Origin of the sequence: Acinetobacter sp. AHP123 (assembly GCF_023757925.1) — a bacterium.
Classification (GTDB): domain Bacteria; phylum Pseudomonadota; class Gammaproteobacteria; order Pseudomonadales; family Moraxellaceae; genus Acinetobacter; species Acinetobacter oleivorans.
In genome coordinates this window covers 449,392-468,285 of record NZ_CP092454.1, presented here as the reverse complement: position 1 = coordinate 468,285, position 18,894 = coordinate 449,392, and the positions used below count along the sequence as shown (strand labels likewise).

The 18,894-nt window shown below is 39.9% G+C and carries 12 protein-coding genes, 2 tRNA genes and 3 rRNA genes; 15 read left to right on the top strand and 2 right to left on the bottom strand.

Annotation, left to right across the window (positions count from 1 at the left end):
• Positions 1 to 14 precede the first annotated feature (14 nt).
• Complete coding sequence (locus MJX77_RS02215; protein ID WP_225995796.1) at positions 15 to 893, bottom strand: MlaA family lipoprotein; 879 nt, start codon at positions 891 to 893, stop codon at positions 15 to 17.
• Between the two features lie 572 nt (positions 894 to 1,465).
• Between MJX77_RS02215 and MJX77_RS02210 the strand changes: the two genes are divergently transcribed.
• The 12 genes from MJX77_RS02210 (at position 1,466) to hisC (ending at position 13,971) form a co-directional block, all read left to right on the top strand.
• Positions 1,466 to 3,003 (top strand): 16S ribosomal RNA (locus MJX77_RS02210).
• Positions 3,004 to 3,062: 59 nt separating this feature from the next.
• Positions 3,063 to 3,139, top strand: a tRNA-Ile gene (locus MJX77_RS02205).
• A gap of 55 nt (positions 3,140 to 3,194) precedes the next feature.
• Positions 3,195 to 3,270, top strand: a tRNA-Ala gene (locus MJX77_RS02200).
• Between the two features lie 352 nt (positions 3,271 to 3,622).
• Positions 3,623 to 6,515: ribosomal RNA gene (locus tag MJX77_RS02195) — 23S ribosomal RNA — on the top strand.
• 179 nt (positions 6,516 to 6,694) lie between these two features.
• A 5S ribosomal RNA gene (gene rrf, locus MJX77_RS02190) occupies positions 6,695 to 6,809 on the top strand.
• Together the 16S, 23S and 5S rRNA genes with 2 tRNA genes alongside form the textbook arrangement of a ribosomal RNA operon.
• Positions 6,810 to 7,131: 322 nt before the next feature.
• Positions 7,132 to 8,580 (top strand): RNA polymerase factor sigma-54, encoded by a 1,449-nt coding sequence (locus MJX77_RS02185; RefSeq protein WP_252060461.1) that lies wholly within the window; start codon positions 7,132 to 7,134, stop codon positions 8,578 to 8,580.
• A gap of 165 nt (positions 8,581 to 8,745) precedes the next feature.
• Positions 8,746 to 9,084 (top strand): ribosome hibernation-promoting factor, HPF/YfiA family, encoded by a 339-nt coding sequence (gene hpf, locus MJX77_RS02180; protein ID WP_004641296.1) that lies wholly within the window; start codon positions 8,746 to 8,748, stop codon positions 9,082 to 9,084.
• A 138-nt stretch (positions 9,085 to 9,222) separates the two neighbouring features.
• Complete coding sequence (gene ibaG, locus MJX77_RS02175) at positions 9,223 to 9,474, top strand: BolA family iron metabolism protein IbaG (protein WP_004794487.1); 252 nt, start codon at positions 9,223 to 9,225, stop codon at positions 9,472 to 9,474.
• A gap of 6 nt (positions 9,475 to 9,480) precedes the next feature.
• Positions 9,481 to 10,737 carry a UDP-N-acetylglucosamine 1-carboxyvinyltransferase gene (gene murA / locus MJX77_RS02170; RefSeq protein ID WP_252060460.1) on the top strand — a complete coding sequence of 419 codons (1,257 nt, stop codon included), beginning with the start codon at positions 9,481 to 9,483 and terminating at the stop codon, positions 10,735 to 10,737.
• Positions 10,737 to 11,420: an ATP phosphoribosyltransferase gene (gene hisG / locus MJX77_RS02165; protein ID WP_003655841.1), complete on the top strand. Its 684-nt coding sequence runs from the start codon at positions 10,737 to 10,739 to the stop codon at positions 11,418 to 11,420. Before murA ends, hisG begins: the two co-directional genes overlap by 1 nt.
• A 106-nt stretch (positions 11,421 to 11,526) precedes the next feature.
• Positions 11,527 to 12,813 carry a histidinol dehydrogenase gene (hisD, locus tag MJX77_RS02160; protein WP_252060459.1) on the top strand — a complete coding sequence of 429 codons (1,287 nt, stop codon included), beginning with the start codon at positions 11,527 to 11,529 and terminating at the stop codon, positions 12,811 to 12,813.
• 72 nt (positions 12,814 to 12,885) lie between these two features.
• Entirely contained in the window at positions 12,886 to 13,971 is a 1,086-nt protein-coding gene (gene hisC, locus MJX77_RS02155) for a histidinol-phosphate transaminase (protein ID WP_252060458.1), read from the top strand.
• Between the two features lie 3 nt (positions 13,972 to 13,974).
• Here the strand turns inward: hisC and MJX77_RS02150 are convergent, their stop codons facing one another.
• The gene (locus MJX77_RS02150; protein ID WP_252060457.1) at positions 13,975 to 15,333 is read right to left on the bottom strand and encodes an anthranilate synthase component I family protein; all 1,359 of its coding nucleotides are present in this window, start codon (positions 15,331 to 15,333) and stop codon (positions 13,975 to 13,977) included.
• A gap of 356 nt (positions 15,334 to 15,689) precedes the next feature.
• On the opposite strand from MJX77_RS02150, the gene filA reads away from it, so the two are divergent.
• From filA to filC, 3 genes are all read left to right on the top strand, one after another.
• The gene (gene filA / locus MJX77_RS02145; protein WP_225995840.1) at positions 15,690 to 16,529 is read left to right on the top strand and encodes a putative pilus system protein FilA; all 840 of its coding nucleotides are present in this window, start codon (positions 15,690 to 15,692) and stop codon (positions 16,527 to 16,529) included.
• A 314-nt stretch (positions 16,530 to 16,843) separates the two neighbouring features.
• Positions 16,844 to 17,677 (top strand): putative pilus system C39 family peptidase FilB, encoded by an 834-nt coding sequence (gene filB, locus MJX77_RS02140; RefSeq protein WP_004794473.1) that lies wholly within the window; start codon positions 16,844 to 16,846, stop codon positions 17,675 to 17,677.
• Positions 17,678 to 17,722: 45 nt separating this feature from the next.
• Positions 17,723 to 18,889 carry a putative pilus system protein FilC gene (gene filC / locus MJX77_RS02135; RefSeq protein ID WP_252060456.1) on the top strand — a complete coding sequence of 389 codons (1,167 nt, stop codon included), beginning with the start codon at positions 17,723 to 17,725 and terminating at the stop codon, positions 18,887 to 18,889.
• Positions 18,890 to 18,894 lie beyond the last annotated feature (5 nt).

The window sequence follows — 18,894 nt, the reverse complement described above, 5'->3', positions numbered from 1 at the left end:
ACCTTTATTTCATGTTAAGGGTTTTGATTCTCATCTGGTGTATCTTCTGAGTCATCATCAATGAAAGACACATCGGCAGAATCGCCCTTTTTCTCTGCAATTTGGAATGCTTTACGCTGGAGGTATAAGTCTCGAATCATAGCGTATTGATCACCTTGTAAGGTTTGATCTAAGTCAAGATATTGGGCGCGTGTATCCACAGCTTGTAATAGATTACTCGACCAATAAAGACCTTCTTGATCATCCATAACGTATTTTTGTGGACGAGCTTGAGCATCTACTGCTAAACCAAAACCATCACGTAAGGTGCTTGGACCAAAAAAAGGCAACATAAGGAAGGGGCCAGAAGGAACGCCATAGTAGCCAAGAGTTACACCAAAATTCTCTTCTTCAGTTGGTAAACCTAAGCGACTTGCAGGATCAGCCAAACCAAGAGTGGTTAAGGTGTTAATTGTAAATCGGCCTAAAGTTTTTGCTGCACGACCAGGGCGGCCTTGAATAAGCTGATTGACAGCATTCCATGGTTCACCAAGATTTTTACGGAATTGGCGATAAGAACCACGTACATCTTCTGGGGTTTTTTCTCTATATTGAACAGCAACTGGGCGTAAAAAATTACGATCCAACATATCATTAAAAGAATAAATTGGACGATTCAATGATTGCAAAGGATCTTTGACAAGATCTGGTTGAGCTGCATTTGCGTTAATTTTTAAATCTTTAACTTTAATATTTTTTAGATCTTTAATAATTTGTGAACGGGGATGGTTTGGCCCTGTTTCTTCTAATGAACTAGCATTAGTAGATTCACTTACCGTGTTTTCTTGAGCATATATAGAGGTACAAACACCTACAGATAACACGCTTAGTAAAATTAAATTAGAATAATTCATATAATTCCTTAACCGCCAGCCAGGCTAATACTTAATGTGCAGTTGGGTGGAGATATGTTTTAATACAAAGTTGATAACCTATTATCAAGGTAAAATTGATCAAATAATATAGATAAAATGCTAAAATGACTAAAAAACGAACATGTGGTAATATTAAATTAAAAAAGGGGTTGTCAAAGGAATTTAATGGTCTATAATGCACATCCATCGGCGGTGATGCAGATAAGAACTTGTTGAAAAACAGTTACTTGGAATTAAGTTGGTTGCTTTAAGTGATGAATTTGATGAGAAGTTGGTTTTGAGATTAAGTTTTAAAAATATCGAAATTACCTGTTGACTTTTAAGAGATTAAGAGTAATATAGCCGACCTAGCTTGCTGGTGACGAACCAGGAAGAAGATCATTAAGAGAATTGAAGAACAACTTGTGTGGATTTTTACTGATTGATCGATCGAAATATTATCATTGATTGATTGGTTTAAATTACTCGAAGTTTATTTGAGCGAAATTTAAGTCAGAAAATTGATGAGCCAGAATTGGCACCTTGTCTTTAATAAGGTGCAAAATGATTTTTAACTGAAGAGTTTGATCATGGCTCAGATTGAACGCTGGCGGCAGGCTTAACACATGCAAGTCGAGCGGAGAGAGGTAGCTTGCTACTGATCTTAGCGGCGGACGGGTGAGTAATGCTTAGGAATCTGCCTATTAGTGGGGGACAACATTTCGAAAGGAATGCTAATACCGCATACGTCCTACGGGAGAAAGCAGGGGATCTTCGGACCTTGCGCTAATAGATGAGCCTAAGTCGGATTAGCTAGTTGGTGGGGTAAAGGCCTACCAAGGCGACGATCTGTAGCGGGTCTGAGAGGATGATCCGCCACACTGGGACTGAGACACGGCCCAGACTCCTACGGGAGGCAGCAGTGGGGAATATTGGACAATGGGCGGAAGCCTGATCCAGCCATGCCGCGTGTGTGAAGAAGGCCTTATGGTTGTAAAGCACTTTAAGCGAGGAGGAGGCTACTTTAGTTAATACCTAGAGATAGTGGACGTTACTCGCAGAATAAGCACCGGCTAACTCTGTGCCAGCAGCCGCGGTAATACAGAGGGTGCAAGCGTTAATCGGATTTACTGGGCGTAAAGCGCGCGTAGGCGGCTAATTAAGTCAAATGTGAAATCCCCGAGCTTAACTTGGGAATTGCATTCGATACTGGTTAGCTAGAGTGTGGGAGAGGATGGTAGAATTCCAGGTGTAGCGGTGAAATGCGTAGAGATCTGGAGGAATACCGATGGCGAAGGCAGCCATCTGGCCTAACACTGACGCTGAGGTGCGAAAGCATGGGGAGCAAACAGGATTAGATACCCTGGTAGTCCATGCCGTAAACGATGTCTACTAGCCGTTGGGGCCTTTGAGGCTTTAGTGGCGCAGCTAACGCGATAAGTAGACCGCCTGGGGAGTACGGTCGCAAGACTAAAACTCAAATGAATTGACGGGGGCCCGCACAAGCGGTGGAGCATGTGGTTTAATTCGATGCAACGCGAAGAACCTTACCTGGCCTTGACATAGTAAGAACTTTCCAGAGATGGATTGGTGCCTTCGGGAACTTACATACAGGTGCTGCATGGCTGTCGTCAGCTCGTGTCGTGAGATGTTGGGTTAAGTCCCGCAACGAGCGCAACCCTTTTCCTTATTTGCCAGCGAGTAATGTCGGGAACTTTAAGGATACTGCCAGTGACAAACTGGAGGAAGGCGGGGACGACGTCAAGTCATCATGGCCCTTACGGCCAGGGCTACACACGTGCTACAATGGTCGGTACAAAGGGTTGCTACCTAGCGATAGGATGCTAATCTCAAAAAGCCGATCGTAGTCCGGATTGGAGTCTGCAACTCGACTCCATGAAGTCGGAATCGCTAGTAATCGCGGATCAGAATGCCGCGGTGAATACGTTCCCGGGCCTTGTACACACCGCCCGTCACACCATGGGAGTTTGTTGCACCAGAAGTAGCTAGCCTAACTGCAAAGAGGGCGGTTACCACGGTGTGGCCGATGACTGGGGTGAAGTCGTAACAAGGTAGCCGTAGGGGAACCTGCGGCTGGATCACCTCCTTAACGAAAGATTGACGATTGGTAAGAATCCACAACAAGTTGTTCTTCATAGATGTATCTGAGGGTCTGTAGCTCAGTTGGTTAGAGCACACGCTTGATAAGCGTGGGGTCACAAGTTCAAGTCTTGTCAGACCCACCATGACTTTGACTGGTTGAAGTTATAGATAAAAGATACATGACTGATGATGTAAGCTGGGGACTTAGCTTAGTTGGTAGAGCGCCTGCTTTGCACGCAGGAGGTCAGGAGTTCGACTCTCCTAGTCTCCACCAGAACTTAAGAGAAGTTCGGATTACAGAAATTAGTAAATAAAGATTTAGATCTTGGTTTATTAACTTCTGTGATTTAAGTATCACGGTATTAAGCATGACCTGACGAAGGCATGTTTATTCATTAACAGATTGGCAAAATTGAGTCTGAAATAAATTGTTCACTCAAGAGTTTAGATTAAGTAATTAATCTAGATGAATTGAGAACTAGCAAATTAACTGAATCAAGCGTTTTGGTATATGAATTTAGATTGAAGCTGTACAGTGTTTAAGTACACAGACAACAGATAGTAGCGATGAAGAATCGCACGGACAACACTCACTTGTAAGTGTTGACGACTGTTTGGGGTTGTATAGTCAAGTAATTAAGTGCATGTGGTGGATGCCTTGGCAGTCAGAGGCGATGAAAGACGTAATAGCCTGCGATAAGCTCCGGGGAGGCGGCAAATATCCTTTGATCCGGAGATTTCTGAATGGGGGAACCCACCTACTTTAAGGTAGGTATTGCAACATGAATACATAGTGTTGCAAGGCGAACGAGGGGAAGTGAAACATCTCAGTACCCTTAGGAAAAGAAATCAATTGAGATTCCCTTAGTAGCGGCGAGCGAACGGGGATCAGCCCATTAAGTTATGTGTGTTTTAGTGGAACGCTCTGGGAAGTGCGAACGTAGAGGGTGATATTCCCGTACACGAAAGGGCACACATAATGATGACGAGTAGGGCGAGGCACGTGAAACCTTGTCTGAATATGGGGGGACCATCCTCCAAGGCTAAATACTCCTGACTGACCGATAGTGAACCAGTACCGTGAGGGAAAGGCGAAAAGAACCCCTGTGAGGGGAGTGAAATAGATCCTGAAACCGCATGCATACAAGCAGTGGGAGCCGACTTGTTCGGTGACTGCGTACCTTTTGTATAATGGGTCAGCGACTTATATTCAGTAGCGAGGTTAACCGTATAGGGGAGCCGTAGAGAAATCGAGTCTTAATAGGGCGTTTAGTTGCTGGGTATAGACCCGAAACCAGGCGATCTATCCATGAGCAGGTTGAAGGTTGGGTAACACTAACTGGAGGACCGAACCCACTGTCGTTGAAAAGCCAGGGGATGACTTGTGGATAGGGGTGAAAGGCTAATCAAGCCTGGTGATAGCTGGTTCTCCCCGAAAGCTATTTAGGTAGCGCCTCGGACGAATACCATAGGGGGTAGAGCACTGTTTCGGCTAGGGGGTCATCCCGACTTACCAAACCGATGCAAACTCCGAATACCTATGAGTACTATCCGGGAGACAGACTGCGGGTGCTAACGTCCGTAGTCAAGAGGAAAACAATCCAGACCGCCAGCTAAGGCCCCAAAATCATAGTTAAGTGGGAAACGATGTGGGAAGGCATAGACAGCTAGGAGGTTGGCTTAGAAGCAGCCACCCTTTAAAGAAAGCGTAATAGCTCACTAGTCGAGTCGGCCTGCGCGGAAGATGTAACGGGGCTAAAACTATGTGCCGAAGCTGCGGATTTGACTTTTAGTCAAGTGGTAGGGGAGCGTTCTGTAAGCCGATGAAGGTGTATTGAGAAGTATGCTGGAGGTATCAGAAGTGCGAATGCTGACGTGAGTAACGACAAAACGGGTGAAAAACCCGTTCGCCGAAAGACCAAGGGTTCCAGTCCAACGTTAATCGGGGCTGGGTGAGTCGACCCCTAAGGCGAGGCCGAAAGGCGTAGTCGATGGGAAATTGGTTAATATTCCAATACTTCTGTGTAATGCGATGAGAGGACGGAGAAGGTTAAGTCAGCCTGGCGTTGGTTGTCCAGGTGGAAGGAAGTAGGCATGCATCTTAGGCAAATCCGGGGTGCTCTATGCTGAGATCTGATAGCAAGCTGTACTTGTACAGCGAAGTGGCTGATACCATGCTTCCAGGAAAAGTCTCTAAGCTTCAGTTACACAGGAATCGTACCCGAAACCGACACAGGTGGTCAGGTCGAGTAGACCAAGGCGCTTGAGAGAACTCTGCTGAAGGAACTAGGCAAAATGGTACCGTAACTTCGGGAGAAGGTACGCTGCTGACGGTGATGACCCTTGCGGTCTGAGCTATTGGCAGCCACAGAAACCAGGCCGCTGCAACTGTTTATTAAAAACATAGCACTCTGCAAACACGAAAGTGGACGTATAGGGTGTGATGCCTGCCCGGTGCTGGAAGGTTAATTGATGGGGTTAGCGTAAGCGAAGCTCTTGATCGAAGCCCCAGTAAACGGCGGCCGTAACTATAACGGTCCTAAGGTAGCGAAATTCCTTGTCGGGTAAGTTCCGACCTGCACGAATGGCATAATGATGGCGGCGCTGTCTCCAGCAGAGGCTCAGTGAAATCGAAATCGCTGTGAAGATGCAGTGTACCCGCGGCTAGACGGAAAGACCCCGTGAACCTTTACTGCAGCTTGACATTGAACTTTGACCTTACTTGTGTAGGATAGGTGGGAGGCTTTGAAGTTGGAACGCTAGTTCCAATGGAGCCGTCCTTGAAATACCACCCTGGTAATGTTGAGGTTCTAACTCTGCCCCGTAATCCGGGGCGAGGACCATGTCTGGTGGGTAGTTTGACTGGGGCGGTCTCCTCCTAAAGAGTAACGGAGGAGTACGAAGGTGCGCTCAGCGTGGTCGGAAATCACGCGTAGAGTATAAAGGCAAAAGCGCGCTTAACTGCGAGACCCACAAGTCGAGCAGGTACGAAAGTAGGTCTTAGTGATCCGGTGGTTCTGTATGGAAGGGCCATCGCTCAACGGATAAAAGGTACTCTGGGGATAACAGGCTGATACCGCCCAAGAGTTCATATCGACGGCGGTGTTTGGCACCTCGATGTCGGCTCATCTCATCCTGGGGCTGAAGCAGGTCCCAAGGGTATGGCTGTTCGCCATTTAAAGAGGTACGCGAGCTGGGTTTAGAACGTCGTGAGACAGTTCGGTCCCTATCTACCGTGGGCGCTGGAAATTTGAGAGGATCTGCTCCTAGTACGAGAGGACCAGAGTGGACGAACCTCTGGTGTACCGGTTGTGACGCCAGTCGCATCGCCGGGTAGCTATGTTCGGAAGGGATAACCGCTGAAAGCATCTAAGCGGGAAGCCTACCTCAAGATAAGATTTCCCTAGGACTTTATGTCCTCTAAAGAGCCGTTCGAGACTAGGACGTTGATAGGTTGGATGTGGAAGCATAGTGATATGTGAAGCTGACCAATACTAATTGCTCGTGAGGCTTGACTATACAACACCCAAGCAGTTGTATATAAAGCATCAATCGATTCATTAATATGCAAAGCAACTTGATTTAGTTATATGCTTAGCTAAAATGAACAAATAAAGTAAGATTCAATCAGCCCATCTGTAAAGATTTGGAAAACGCATCGGCATATTAAGACCAATGCAAGTATCCATACCAGTTGTGCTGGCGACCATAGCAAGAGTGAACCACCTGATCCCTTCCCGAACTCAGAAGTGAAACCTCTTAGCGCTGATGGTAGTGTGGGGTTTCCCATGTGAGAGTAAGTCATCGCCAGCTCATTATTCTAACACCCCGGTCTCGAAAGAAACCGGGGTGTTTCTTTATGGGAAATTAAATTAATCTATTAATTTAGATGCAGTAAGACCATAAAAAAGGACTCTATATGAGTCCTTTTTTATATATGAAGGAAACTTCGAACCCGCTCTAAGTTAGAAATGGCTGCAAGACCTATATCTTAATTAGTTATAGAGCAAAATTTTTTATTAAAAGATCCGCTTTTTCTTCTAGAAATTTCATACCAATATATATGATAAATAGAAACTATATGTTATAAATGTTAAGTAGGCATGATTTTTGCTTGTTTAATGGAATCTAAAATATGAAATTATCTGTTGGGTTGAAAGTTGCGAATTCTTTATCGTTAACACCTCAATTGCAGCAGGCGATTCGTTTGTTACAGCTTTCTAGCTTAGAGCTTGAACAAGAAATTCAAATTCAACTAGATAGTAATCCTTTACTTGAAAAAATAGAAGAAGAATCAATAACAGAAAGCCTATCTGTATTAGAAAGCAAAGAATCAGATGATTTAACAACTGAATTAAATGCAAACCATTTGCCTGATGATTTACCAGTCGATACTGATTGGGATGATATTTATACTCATCAATCAACAGTATTGGCTACTCCAGAATTTGAAGAGAGAGAGGATAATCGTCAAGTTCAATTATCTCTAAAGGAACATATTTTAGAACAAGTTAATCTTTTGCACTTTTCTAAAATAGATCAATTAATTGCTTACTGTATTGTTGATGCATTAGATGATAAAGGTTTCTTAGATGCTGAAATAGAAGAAATAATTTTAGCTGCCCAACAATTATTAAATGAGATGGATATCGAAGAAGAAATTGAAGAAGATGAGGTTCTAGTCGTCTTAAAGCATATTCAACGGCTTGATCCACTAGGGATCGGTTCACGTAATTTAGCGGAATGTTTAAAAATACAACTCGAATTTCTACCAAAAGATGTTGAATATTTAAACGAAGCAAAAAGCTTATTGCAATATTATGAGCTTTTGATAGCAAATGATTTAAATAAATTACTCAAACAAACGGGTTTAACAAAAGACCAATTAAAGTTTGCAATCAATCTCTTAAAAACATTGAAACCTTATCCAGGTATGGATTTTGATAAACAAGAATCAGATTATCAAATCCCAGATGTAGTAGTTTCTAAAAAAGATTTGCATTGGCAGGTTCAATTAAACCCAGATGTATTACCTAAATTAAGAATTAATTCTTTTTACTCCAGTATGATTCGTAGAGCAGATCAGAGTGAAGATAATTTATATTTGCGTAATCAAATGCTTGAGGCGAAAAACTTTATCAAAAGCATTGATGAAAGACATAAAACATTATTAAAAGTAGCATCATGTATTGTGGAACATCAGAAAGCTTTTTTGGAAATCGGTGCAGAAGCAATGAAACCATTGGTCCTTCGAGATGTTGCTGAAGAAGTAGAATTGCATGAATCTACAGTTTCTCGTGTAACAACAAATAAGTATATGCTTACTCCACGTGGCCTTTTTGAGTTGAAATATTTTTTCTCTAGCCATGTAGGCACAACTGCTGGTGGAGAGGCTTCTTCTACTGCAATTCGTGCAATGATTAAAAAACTTGTAGCAAGTGAAAACCCGCGTAAACCTTTGTCAGATAATGTAATTGCCACATTGTTGAAAGATGAAGGGATTGAAGTAGCAAGAAGGACTGTCGCAAAATATCGTGAATCGTTACATATTCCTTCATCGTCTGAAAGAAAAGTCTTGATCTGAATTTTGAAGTATGGCTATTCTAGAGATTCATTATGACGAAATAATGAAATTTTAATTTCACCAAGAGGAGCCGCTAAAATGGTTTAATTGTCCTAATTTTTTTTGATAGCATTAAATCGTTTTAGTTCTTCTTTAAATAACCTAAAAAAGGTGAGGGATAGAATTATGCAAATAACGATTCGTGGACATCATTTAGCAATTACACCAGCTATAGAAGAAAATATTAAATCAAAGTTTAATCAATTGACGAAACACCTAGACCAGGTGAATAGTATGCAGATTAAATTAACCAAAGATCATCAAATTGATAAGCGCTCTCATAAGGGGAGTTCAAATCATGTTGCAGAGGCTATTGTAAGATTGCCGGGGATTGAGTTGTTTGCTCAGGCAACCGCTGATGATATGTATACTTCAATTAAAAAATTGACAGAAAAATTAAAAAGACAATTATTAAGATATCGAAAAATGCAATGTACTTATTCGCAAGTTACTGTTTCTGTTTAATAAGTTTTATTAATTTAAGAGAGGCTTGAAAGATAGCCTCTTTTTTATTGATAAAATATAAACACGTACTGAATTCTTGGAAAAAGTTATAGTAAAATACTCCGTTTTACCCCTTAGGTTGTGTCAGAGGTCTTTGCAATGAATAGTGAACAGCTCACTCAAATTTTAAAAGAAGCTTTCCCTGTAGCGGAAGTAGCGGTGAGCGGACAGGCCGGAAAATTTGACCTCCGTATTGTGGATGATCAATTTGAAGGTAAGCGTACAGTGGCTCGTCAACAATTAGTTTATGCACCATTAAATACTTATATTGCAAGTGGGGAAGTTCACGCGGTAACAATTCGTGCAATGACCAAAGATGAATGGCGTAAAGCAAGCCTTTTCGGAGCTTAAATATTAATGGATAAATTTTTAATTACGGGTGGTGTTAAGCTCGAGGGCGAAGTGCGCATTTCTGGTGCAAAAAATGCGGCTTTGCCATTACTTGCTGCAACTATTCTTGCAGATTCTCCAATTACAATAACCAATGTTCCAAATCTTAAAGATGTTAATACTTTGGTAAAGCTAATTGGTGGATTAGGGGTAACAATTGGCTATGAAAATGACACAGTAAAAGCAGATACCTCTACTTTAGATAATCAGTTTGCACCTTATGAGCTGGTAAAAACAATGCGTGCCTCAATTTTGGTTTTAGGACCATTATTAGCACGTTACGGTAATGCTAAAGTTTCTTTACCTGGTGGTTGTGCGATTGGTTCAAGACCTGTGGACCAACATTTAAAAGCTTTAGAAGCTTTGGGTGCGCATATTGAAGTTGAAAATGGTTATGTCCATGCTTCAGTTGATGGTCGCTTAAAAGGTGGTGAAGTTGTTTTTGACATGGTTACTGTTGGTGGTACCGAAAACATCTTGATGGCAGCGGCATTAGCAGATGGCGTTACGACTATTCGTAATGCAGCTCGTGAACCAGAAATCACTGATCTTGCTCAAATGTTAATTAAAATGGGCGCCAAGATTGAAGGTCTTGATACAGATACTCTTATTGTAACAGGCGTAGAAAGTTTGCATGGCTGTGAATATGCTGTTGTTGCTGATCGTATTGAAACAGGTTCATATTTAGCAGCTGCTGCAATTACGGGTGGTCGTGTCAAAACTACACATACTGACCCTGCATTACTTGAGTCTGTTTTGGATAAGTTTGAAGAAATGGGTGCTGAAGTCACTCGTGGTGATGACTGGATAGAACTTGATATGATGGGTAAACGCCCTAAAGCTGTAAGTTTTAGAACTTTGCCACATCCAGAATTCCCAACTGATATGCAAGCACAGCTGATGGCAGTAAATGTGATTGGTCGTGGATTCGCAACAATCTCTGAAACGATCTTTGAAAATCGTTTTATGCATGTTCCTGAATTGTCAAGAATGGGCGCTAATATTCAGGTAGAAGGTCACGATGCAGTCGTAACCGGAGTTGAAACCTTACAGGCAGCACCTGTTATGGCAACAGATTTACGTGCTTCATTCTCTTTGGTTCTAGCTGCTTTAGTTGCAGAAGGAGATACGTTAATTGATCGTATCTACCATATTGACCGTGGTTATGAACATGTCGAAGAGAAGCTTCAAGGTTTAGGTGCCCAAATTAAGCGAGTAAGTTAATGAATGATGTAAGAAACGATGATCCTAATTTTGATGTGATGGGTAATTTTGATCATGGTTTGACCTTGGCATTGAGTAAAGGGCGTATTTTAAAAGAGACGTTACCTTTATTGGCTACGGCGGGTATTAATTTACTCGAAGATCCGGAAAAGTCTCGTAAACTAATTTTCCCTACTACGCATAAGCAAGTACGTATTTTAATTTTACGTGCGTCTGATGTACCAACCTATGTAGAAAATGGTGCAGCAGATATCGGTGTAGCGGGTAAAGATGTGTTGATGGAACATGGTGCTCAGCATGTATATGAGTTGCTTGACCTACAGATTGCTAAATGTAAGTTAATGACTGCTGGTAAAGTAGGTATGGAGCATCCAAAGGGTCGTTTAAAAATTGCCACGAAATATGTCAATCTTACACGCCAGTATTATGCAAGCTTAGGTGAGCAGGTTGATGTTATTAAGCTCTATGGTTCTATGGAGTTAGCACCTTTGGTTGGTTTGGGTGATTACATTGTAGATGTGGTCGATACTGGTAATACTTTAAGAGCAAATGGTCTTGAGCCATTAGAAGAGATTTGCAAAGTTTCTTCTCGATTAATTGTAAATAAAGCCAGTTTTAAACGTAAACAAACTTTGTTAAATCCAATCATTTCACAGCTTGAGCAAGCTGTTCAATCGCGTTAAAAGCAATTTCCCATCATGCTTTTGCGATAGTTAAGCTAGATCATGCCCACAAGCGCATAGAAAAAGGGTAAACTTACTTTTTCTTTTTCGCCTTGTGGGTAAATTGATGCGACGTTTATCGACTCAAGATCAAAACTTCAAACAGGTTTTTGCTGAGCTATTAGCATTTGAAACCGTGAATGATCTTAATTTAGTGCAAACAGTAGATCAAATTATTGCTGATGTTCGTCAGCATGGTGATGATCATGTTTTAAAGCTTACTCAACAGTTCGATCGACATCCTGCGCATCAATTTTCAGATTTAGAATTATCTCAAGAACAACTTAAAACTGCTTTTGATAATTTAAGCCCAGAAATTCGTGATGCTTTAGAGTTGGCAGCAAAGCGTATTCGTACATTTCATGAAGCTCAGAAACAAGATAGCTGGACTTATATTGATGACTTGGGCAATACATTAGGGCAAAAAGTTACGCCTTTAGACCGTGTTGGTATTTATGTGCCAGGTGGTTTAGCTTCTTATCCATCTTCAGTTCTAATGAATGCTGTACCTGCTCATGTAGCGGGTGTACCTGAAATTATTATGGTTGTTCCAGCACCGAATGGTGAATTAAATCCATTGGTTCTTGCCGCAGCTTATCTTGCGGGAGTTAGCCGAGTATTTACCATTGGTGGGGCGCAGGCTGTAGCAGCTTTGGCTTATGGTACTCAGACAATTCCACCTGTAGATAAAATTACTGGTCCTGGAAATCGTTTTGTAGCAGCTGCTAAACGTGCTGTATTTGGTCAAGTCGGCATCGATATGATTGCTGGACCTTCTGAAATTTTAGTATATGCAGAAGGTGAGAATAATGCAGATTGGTTGGCTATGGATGTTTTATCACAAGCTGAACATGACACTGTGGCTCAAGCTATTTTTATCACTCCAGATGAAGCTTTGCTTAATGCAGTCGAGTTGGCAATTGAAAAGCATTTAAATGAATTGCCAAAGGCAGATATTGCTCGAATTTCAATTGAAAACCGTGGTGCTTTGGTATTAGTCAAAGACCGTGCTGAAGCAATTGAGTTGATTAATCAGGTTGCACCAGAGCATTTGGAGCTATGCCTAGATGATGCAGAAGCAATGAGCGAAGAGATTCGTCATGCTGGAGCAATTTTCATGGGCCGTTATACACCTGAAGCAATCGGTGACTATTGTGCGGGTCCAAACCATGTATTGCCGACATCGGGAACTGCTCGTTTTTCTTCTCCGTTAGGCGTTTATGATTTCCAAAAACGTTCGAGCTTGATTATGTGTTCGAAAGATGGAGTTAAAACGTTAGCTAAAACAGCCGACATATTAGCTGTCCAAGAGAACTTAGATGCCCATGCACGCTCAGCTCGCTATCGTTATTAATAAGCTTATAAACCTTGTCGTTTTTTAATTATTACTCAGGGCTGATTTTCAGCCCTTTTTTGAGATAAGACCATGACTTTATCTACAGTACAAATGCGCTTTTGGAGTCCAGAAGTTCGTGAATTAGAGCCTTATGTTCCGGGTGAGCAGCCTAAAATTCAGAATTTATTGAAACTCAATACGAATGAAAATCCATATCCGCCATCTCCAAAAGTAGTTGACGCAGTTCAAGCAGTTTTAACTCAGCAAGCTGATGCTTTGCGTTTATATCCAGATCCAGATGCAACAGCTTTAAAGCAAGCAATTGCTAAACAACAGAATATTGAGGTGTCTCAAGTTTTCGTTGGTAATGGCTCAGATGAAGTACTTGCTCATATTTTTAAAGCATTTTTTCTTCAAGATGAACCGATTCTTTATCCAGATATTACTTATAGTTTTTATCCAGTTTATAGTCAGTTCTTTGGAACAAAAACTAAAGAAATTCCACTCAATGAAAATTTCGAGATAGAAGCTAAGGACTATATCCAACCAAATGGTGGGATTGTTATTACAAACCCTAATGCACCAACCAGTATTGCAATGGGTTTGCCAGATATCGAGCAAATCTTAAAAGCAAATCCAGATCGGGTGGTGGTGATCGATGAGGCTTATGTTGATTTTGGAGCAGAATCCGCAGTTGGTCTTGTAAATCGCTATGAGAATCTAGTTGTTTGTCAAACAACCTCAAAATCTCGTTCATTAGCTGGTTTGCGCGTTGGTTTTGCAATCGCTCAGCCACATTTAATTGCAGCGCTTGAAGCTGTCAAAAATAGTTTTAACTCATATCCTATTGACCGTTTTGCAATTGCAGCCGCAGTAGCTTCTTTTGAAGATCAGGCTTATTTTGAAGAACACTGTCAGAAAGTTATTTCTAGTCGTGAAAAGCTAGTAGATGACTTAACTGCTTTGGGCTTTAAAGTTTTACCTTCTAAAGCGAACTTTATTTTTGCTTCACACTCAGTCCATGATGCTGGCAAACTTGCACAGCAATTACGTGAACAAGGTATTATTGTGCGTTATTTCAATAAGCCTCGTATTAATCAATTTTTGCGTATCACAGTGGGTACTGATGAGCAGAATATGCGTTTAGTGCAAACGTTAAAACAAGATATTCTTTAAGTTTTAGTCTGCTGTGCTGTTCATCAAGTTCAGCATGGCAGAAATTTTATCAAGGCTTTCTTGATATTCTGCTTCTGCATTTGAGGCAATCGTAATACCACCACCGGCCCACAAAGAGAGCTGATTTTGATATTGTTGGAAGCTACGGATAAGAATATTCCAGCGGCCCGTTCCATCAAAATTGAAGTAACCTAATGTCCCGCAATAAGCACCTCTTGCTTCTTCTTCTAGCTCTTCAATAATTTGCATCGCCCGAATTTTTGGGGCTCCTGTAATCGATCCCCCCGGTAAAGCAGAGAGCAACATTTGCATTGGATTAATATCATCTTTAAGCGTGGCAACAATCTCACTGACCATATGATGAACTTGATTAAAACTTTCAATCTCGAATAATTGCGTTGTTTTTACGGACCCTGTATTGGCATAAATGCTCAAATCATTACGTAATAAATCAACAATCATGACATTCTCGGCCTGATCTTTTTGCGAGTTTTTTAAAGTTTGTTTTGAAATAAAATCTTTTTCGATATCTTCATATCGAGGCATGGTTCCCTTAATAGGTCGAGTCTTAATTTGTTTATTTTGATTGAATTCAATGAAGAGTTCAGGTGAACAACTTAATAATTCAAATTGATCTAATTTTAAATAACCTGCATATGGTGCATTAGTAAGGCTCCATAACTCTTCAGCTTTATTTAATAAAGACCCTTTGAAATCAGCTTTAAATTCTTGGGTTAAATTAATTTGATAACAATCCCCAGCTTTAATGTACTCTTGTATTTTGTTAAAAGCCTCGAAATATTGTTCTTTAGACCATCTTGGTTGAATAGAAGTTTTTAATTCAAATATATTTTTAGATTTATTTGAATTAGGAATCTCTAACTTCTTTTCAATATATTTAAATAGGTCTAATGCATTTTCTTCATCACTAAAAAAATACCAAACATTATCTACATATTTTAAAAAAGAACGATATTGGCCTAAGAGCAAAGATGGCTGTATATGAGTCTGAGCATGAATAAATTGATGTGCAGCAAAATCATAACTAATAAAACCGATATAGCCGCCATTAAAACTTGTTATTGATTTAGTATTCTTGATTTCTTTTAATTTATTTTCTTTTAGTTGAATAAAGTCTAATAATTGATTCGGTTTTAATATTTTCTTATATTCATTAAAGTTTTGACGTTGAAATGCTATATTCTTTTCATTCTGAATAAGAATGTATTGTTGTGGGAGAAAACCAATAATAGGATTATTATTGTCATTTAAATAAATGAGCCCAGTTAATCCTTGTAAATTTTTTAAAATCTCGGCAGTACTTTTACCATGTAATGAGATTTTTTTCTTTAACTGAGACATTTTTAAATAACAGAATAGTTAATGAGGGAAATATTAGTTTACTACAACTTGAGGATCATCAGGGAGAAGACTTAGAAGAGAGGTACTTTTCGTTGATAAAATAGTCGAATTTTAGAGTGGGATTTGCGTTGGTTTTAGAAGTTAAAAGCAAAATAAATTGAGCGTACCGTTTGTCGGGTAGTTGGCAAAAAATGCACAACACTAGTTGAACAAAAAGTAACGTAGATGTAATTTAGTAATTGCTAAGCAAAACTACTCAAGGATTGGAAGTTTCGGTTGCTATATAAAGAAAAATGCAACTTGAGACAATGAGAGTGGTTAAAGTCAAAAAATAAATGCTCTTGGGAGAGTGCTCAATGAAAATGTTCACTAAACTTGCTTTAGTTTCTTCTTTAGCTATCAGTGCAAATGCAATGGCAATGCAGTCAATGGACGATGCTGCACTAAGCGCTGCTACAGGTCAAGATGGTATTAATATTGGTATTGCTTTAGGTACTGACGGTATTAATATTAGTAAACTATATTTACATGATAATGATGGTTTAGGTACCGCAACAGGTATTCTAGGTGCAACAGGAACTGCTGGTGCAATCGCAATTAATGGTATTACTCTTAAGCAAACAGGTACTGATCCGCTTTTAAATTTAGCAATTGATACGAATGGTGCTTCGGGCTCAAACGGTGCTTTCCTAAACGTTGCAGCAACAGTTGGTGCGGTTGACGTACATGTTGGTTCAATTGGTGTGGGTACTTCAGGTACTTTAAGTGAAACGACTGCAGTACGTGGTATTACAGAAACTGCTCCAACAGAGATCATTACTGGTTTAGATTTGTCTTTAGGTAAAATTACTGCAAACATTCAGTTAGGTGCAGCTCCTCAAGGCGCAATGATTAAAGTAAACTCTAGTTTACAGGGTGGTTTAAATATCTCTAATCTAGGTATTAAAGATGCTGCTGGTGGCGGTACTATCAAACTTGACAAAATCATGGTACGTGGTGCTAACGCAACGGGTGATTTAGACGTTAATGCTGGTATCTCGGTAAAAACGACTGGACTTGAAGTTAAAAATAATAGCACTCAAGCAATGAATGTATATTTACAAGGTGTACATTTAGGTACAGCTGCTTCGATTGGTGATGTGGAAGTTCAAGGTCTAAATGTTGCCAACTCTACAATTACAATTTCTGGACACTAATTTTCTAGAGTTCAAAATAAAAAAAGCGCGTTTTATACGCGCTTTTTTATTGACTGAAAATTTAAAATGATTTTATATATTTGTTTAATATGAAATTATTATATAAATAATAAATATGTTGGAAGTGCTGATAATTAAACATGAGGACTGGTTAACAGTTTAATTAGAGTAGAACTATGCGTTCATCAAAAAGATTAAAAAAAAGCTGTTTTTTACAAAAAAAAAAGGTATCTTCAAGACACAGGGATGTAGAGCTATTGCTCTAAGAATAAAATGAATAAGGCCGGTTAGGCCACCATTTAGACCAAGTGCTTATGTTAGAGATTGTTTTAGGCTCAGCATTGATGTATTACTTTGCGACAGAAGCCTTCGAAATAGAAAAAAAGCCACCGGGAACTGTTTATTATACAGAGACTGCAGATTCACGTAATTTATCTTTTCGCCGAAATCATTTTGAATCAGTTACGATTAAGCCTGCTGTAGAAGATCAATTTCGCGGTATTGTTCGACAAGCATATGATTATAGCTGTGGTTCAGCTGCACTTACCACTTTATTAAATGGTTATGTTGGCACTAGTTTGACTGAACAACAAACGATGAGTGGTTTACTACAGTACGGTGAATATCAGCGGATTATTGAGCGTCGTAGCTTCTCGCTACTTGATATGAAGCGCTTTGTTACAGCAATTGGTTTAGAGAGCGGCGGTTATCGTGGCGAGTTTTCTGACTTAGTTAAACTTGGTCAACCTGCAATTGTTCCAATTTCATATGCTGGTTTTAAACATTTTGTCGTATATAAAGCTTATAAAGATGGACGAGTATATGTAGCTGACCCTGCATTAGGGAATATCAGCTTTGACGAAAATCGTTTTAAAGAAATTTGGGATAATAATACTTTATTTGTTATTTCTGTGCCCGAATCTCAGCGTAAAGATTTATTGGCATTAAAAGAAGCAGATATGCGTCATGTGGAAGATGCAACCGTCAACAGATATGCTTTTGTTGATGTGCAGTATCCAACATTTAATTATGACCGTTTAGCAAATAAAGCTTCAACGATGCGTCGTGTTTTGGACAATGATAATCATTCTCCAACATATAATCAGCCAATAGAAACTTATATGCGTCTTTATTACAAACGTAAATAGTTAGATTTTAATTTAGTAAAATAAATAAATTGGGTGGGAAGAAATATGAATAATCGATGGATGAATATGAGTGTATTGGCATTAAGTATGAGTGCCATTACAGGGACAATCTATGCAGATGATCAAGTTGCACAAACAACAGATGCACAAAATGGTGCGGTTGTTGCTGAAGCAAGTACAACACCAGAAGTAACGTCAACACCAAATTCAGTGCAAGAAGGAGGAGTAGTTCCGACTACATCAGCTAATCCTGAAGCAAATCAAGCTGCTACTGCCTTACAGAAAAAAGAAGGTGATGCGAGCCAAGAGACAAATTTACAAGAAGTATTTACTTCCAACGAGCGGCAATATTCGTTAATTAAAAAGGGCGTAATTTCATCTTATTATGACCTTGATTACACATATTATCGTGATACACGAATTGACTTAGCTTTATCGGATAACTCTTCTCAACTCAACCGTTTACGTGTTGAAGAAGATGCAAACCATACTTTAACAAACAGTTTTACTTTTCAATATGGTGTTCTTGATAATTTAACTCTTTCAGCAACTTTACCTTTTGTTGCAAAGTCTGAAATTATTAAAGATAAAACTACTGCTGGATTGGGTGATATTTCTTTAGGTGCTCGTTGGGAGCCATTTCCTTTAAAGCAAGGGCGTTTACCATTAGTTCTTTTTGGTAGTTTATCTACGAAAACTGGCGATAGTCCATATGAAATAGGCTTAGATGAACTTTCAACAGGTAAAGGTTATTACTCTGCTGGGATAGGCGCTAGTACTCGTAAGTATATCGATCCAGTCGTTTTATTTGCTTCTGCGTCTGCAAATTATGGTTTTAAAGAAACAGGACTTGATCAAGTTCGTGGGGGAGGGAAAAATGGAACGAGGACTTTAACCTCATTTGATCCAGGCATTAGTGGTGGTTTTTCTTTTGGTTTTGCTTACTCATTTAATTACGACGTATCTCTAACTATGTCATATCAGCAAAGTTTTAATATGAATGCTGAGTTTGAATTTGATAATGGCAATGAATCTTATACTTCACCAGATCAAAGTAGCGCGATGCTTTCATTTGCTCTAGGTGTACGTGTTTCACCTGAAACGATTGTTAATGGCACAGTTGGTATTGGTTTAACAGAAGATGCTCCGGATATTTCACTGGGCCTATCTTTCCCACTAGATATTTTAGGTTTTGGCAAAAAGCAAAAATAAGGAGA

Excerpts from the sequence above, each read along its gene's own strand:
- murA (WP_252060460.1), top strand. The coding sequence starts at position 9,481 with ATGGATAAATTTTTAATTACGGGTGGTGTTAAGCTCGAGGGCGAAGTG.
- hpf (WP_004641296.1), top strand. The coding sequence starts at position 8,746 with ATGCAAATAACGATTCGTGGACATCATTTAGCAATTACACCAGCTATA.
- filB (WP_004794473.1), top strand. The coding sequence starts at position 16,844 with ATGTTAGAGATTGTTTTAGGCTCAGCATTGATGTATTACTTTGCGACA.
- hisD (WP_252060459.1), top strand. The coding sequence starts at position 11,527 with ATGCGACGTTTATCGACTCAAGATCAAAACTTCAAACAGGTTTTTGCT.
- filC (WP_252060456.1), top strand. The coding sequence starts at position 17,723 with ATGAATAATCGATGGATGAATATGAGTGTATTGGCATTAAGTATGAGT.
- hisC (WP_252060458.1), top strand. The coding sequence starts at position 12,886 with ATGACTTTATCTACAGTACAAATGCGCTTTTGGAGTCCAGAAGTTCGT.
- ibaG (WP_004794487.1), top strand. The coding sequence starts at position 9,223 with ATGAATAGTGAACAGCTCACTCAAATTTTAAAAGAAGCTTTCCCTGTA.
- MJX77_RS02150 (WP_252060457.1), bottom strand. The coding sequence starts at position 15,333 with ATGTCTCAGTTAAAGAAAAAAATCTCATTACATGGTAAAAGTACTGCC.
- MJX77_RS02215 (WP_225995796.1), bottom strand. The coding sequence starts at position 893 with ATGAATTATTCTAATTTAATTTTACTAAGCGTGTTATCTGTAGGTGTT.
- hisG (WP_003655841.1), top strand. The coding sequence starts at position 10,737 with ATGAATGATGTAAGAAACGATGATCCTAATTTTGATGTGATGGGTAAT.
- filA (WP_225995840.1), top strand. The coding sequence starts at position 15,690 with ATGAAAATGTTCACTAAACTTGCTTTAGTTTCTTCTTTAGCTATCAGT.
- MJX77_RS02185 (WP_252060461.1), top strand. The coding sequence starts at position 7,132 with ATGAAATTATCTGTTGGGTTGAAAGTTGCGAATTCTTTATCGTTAACA.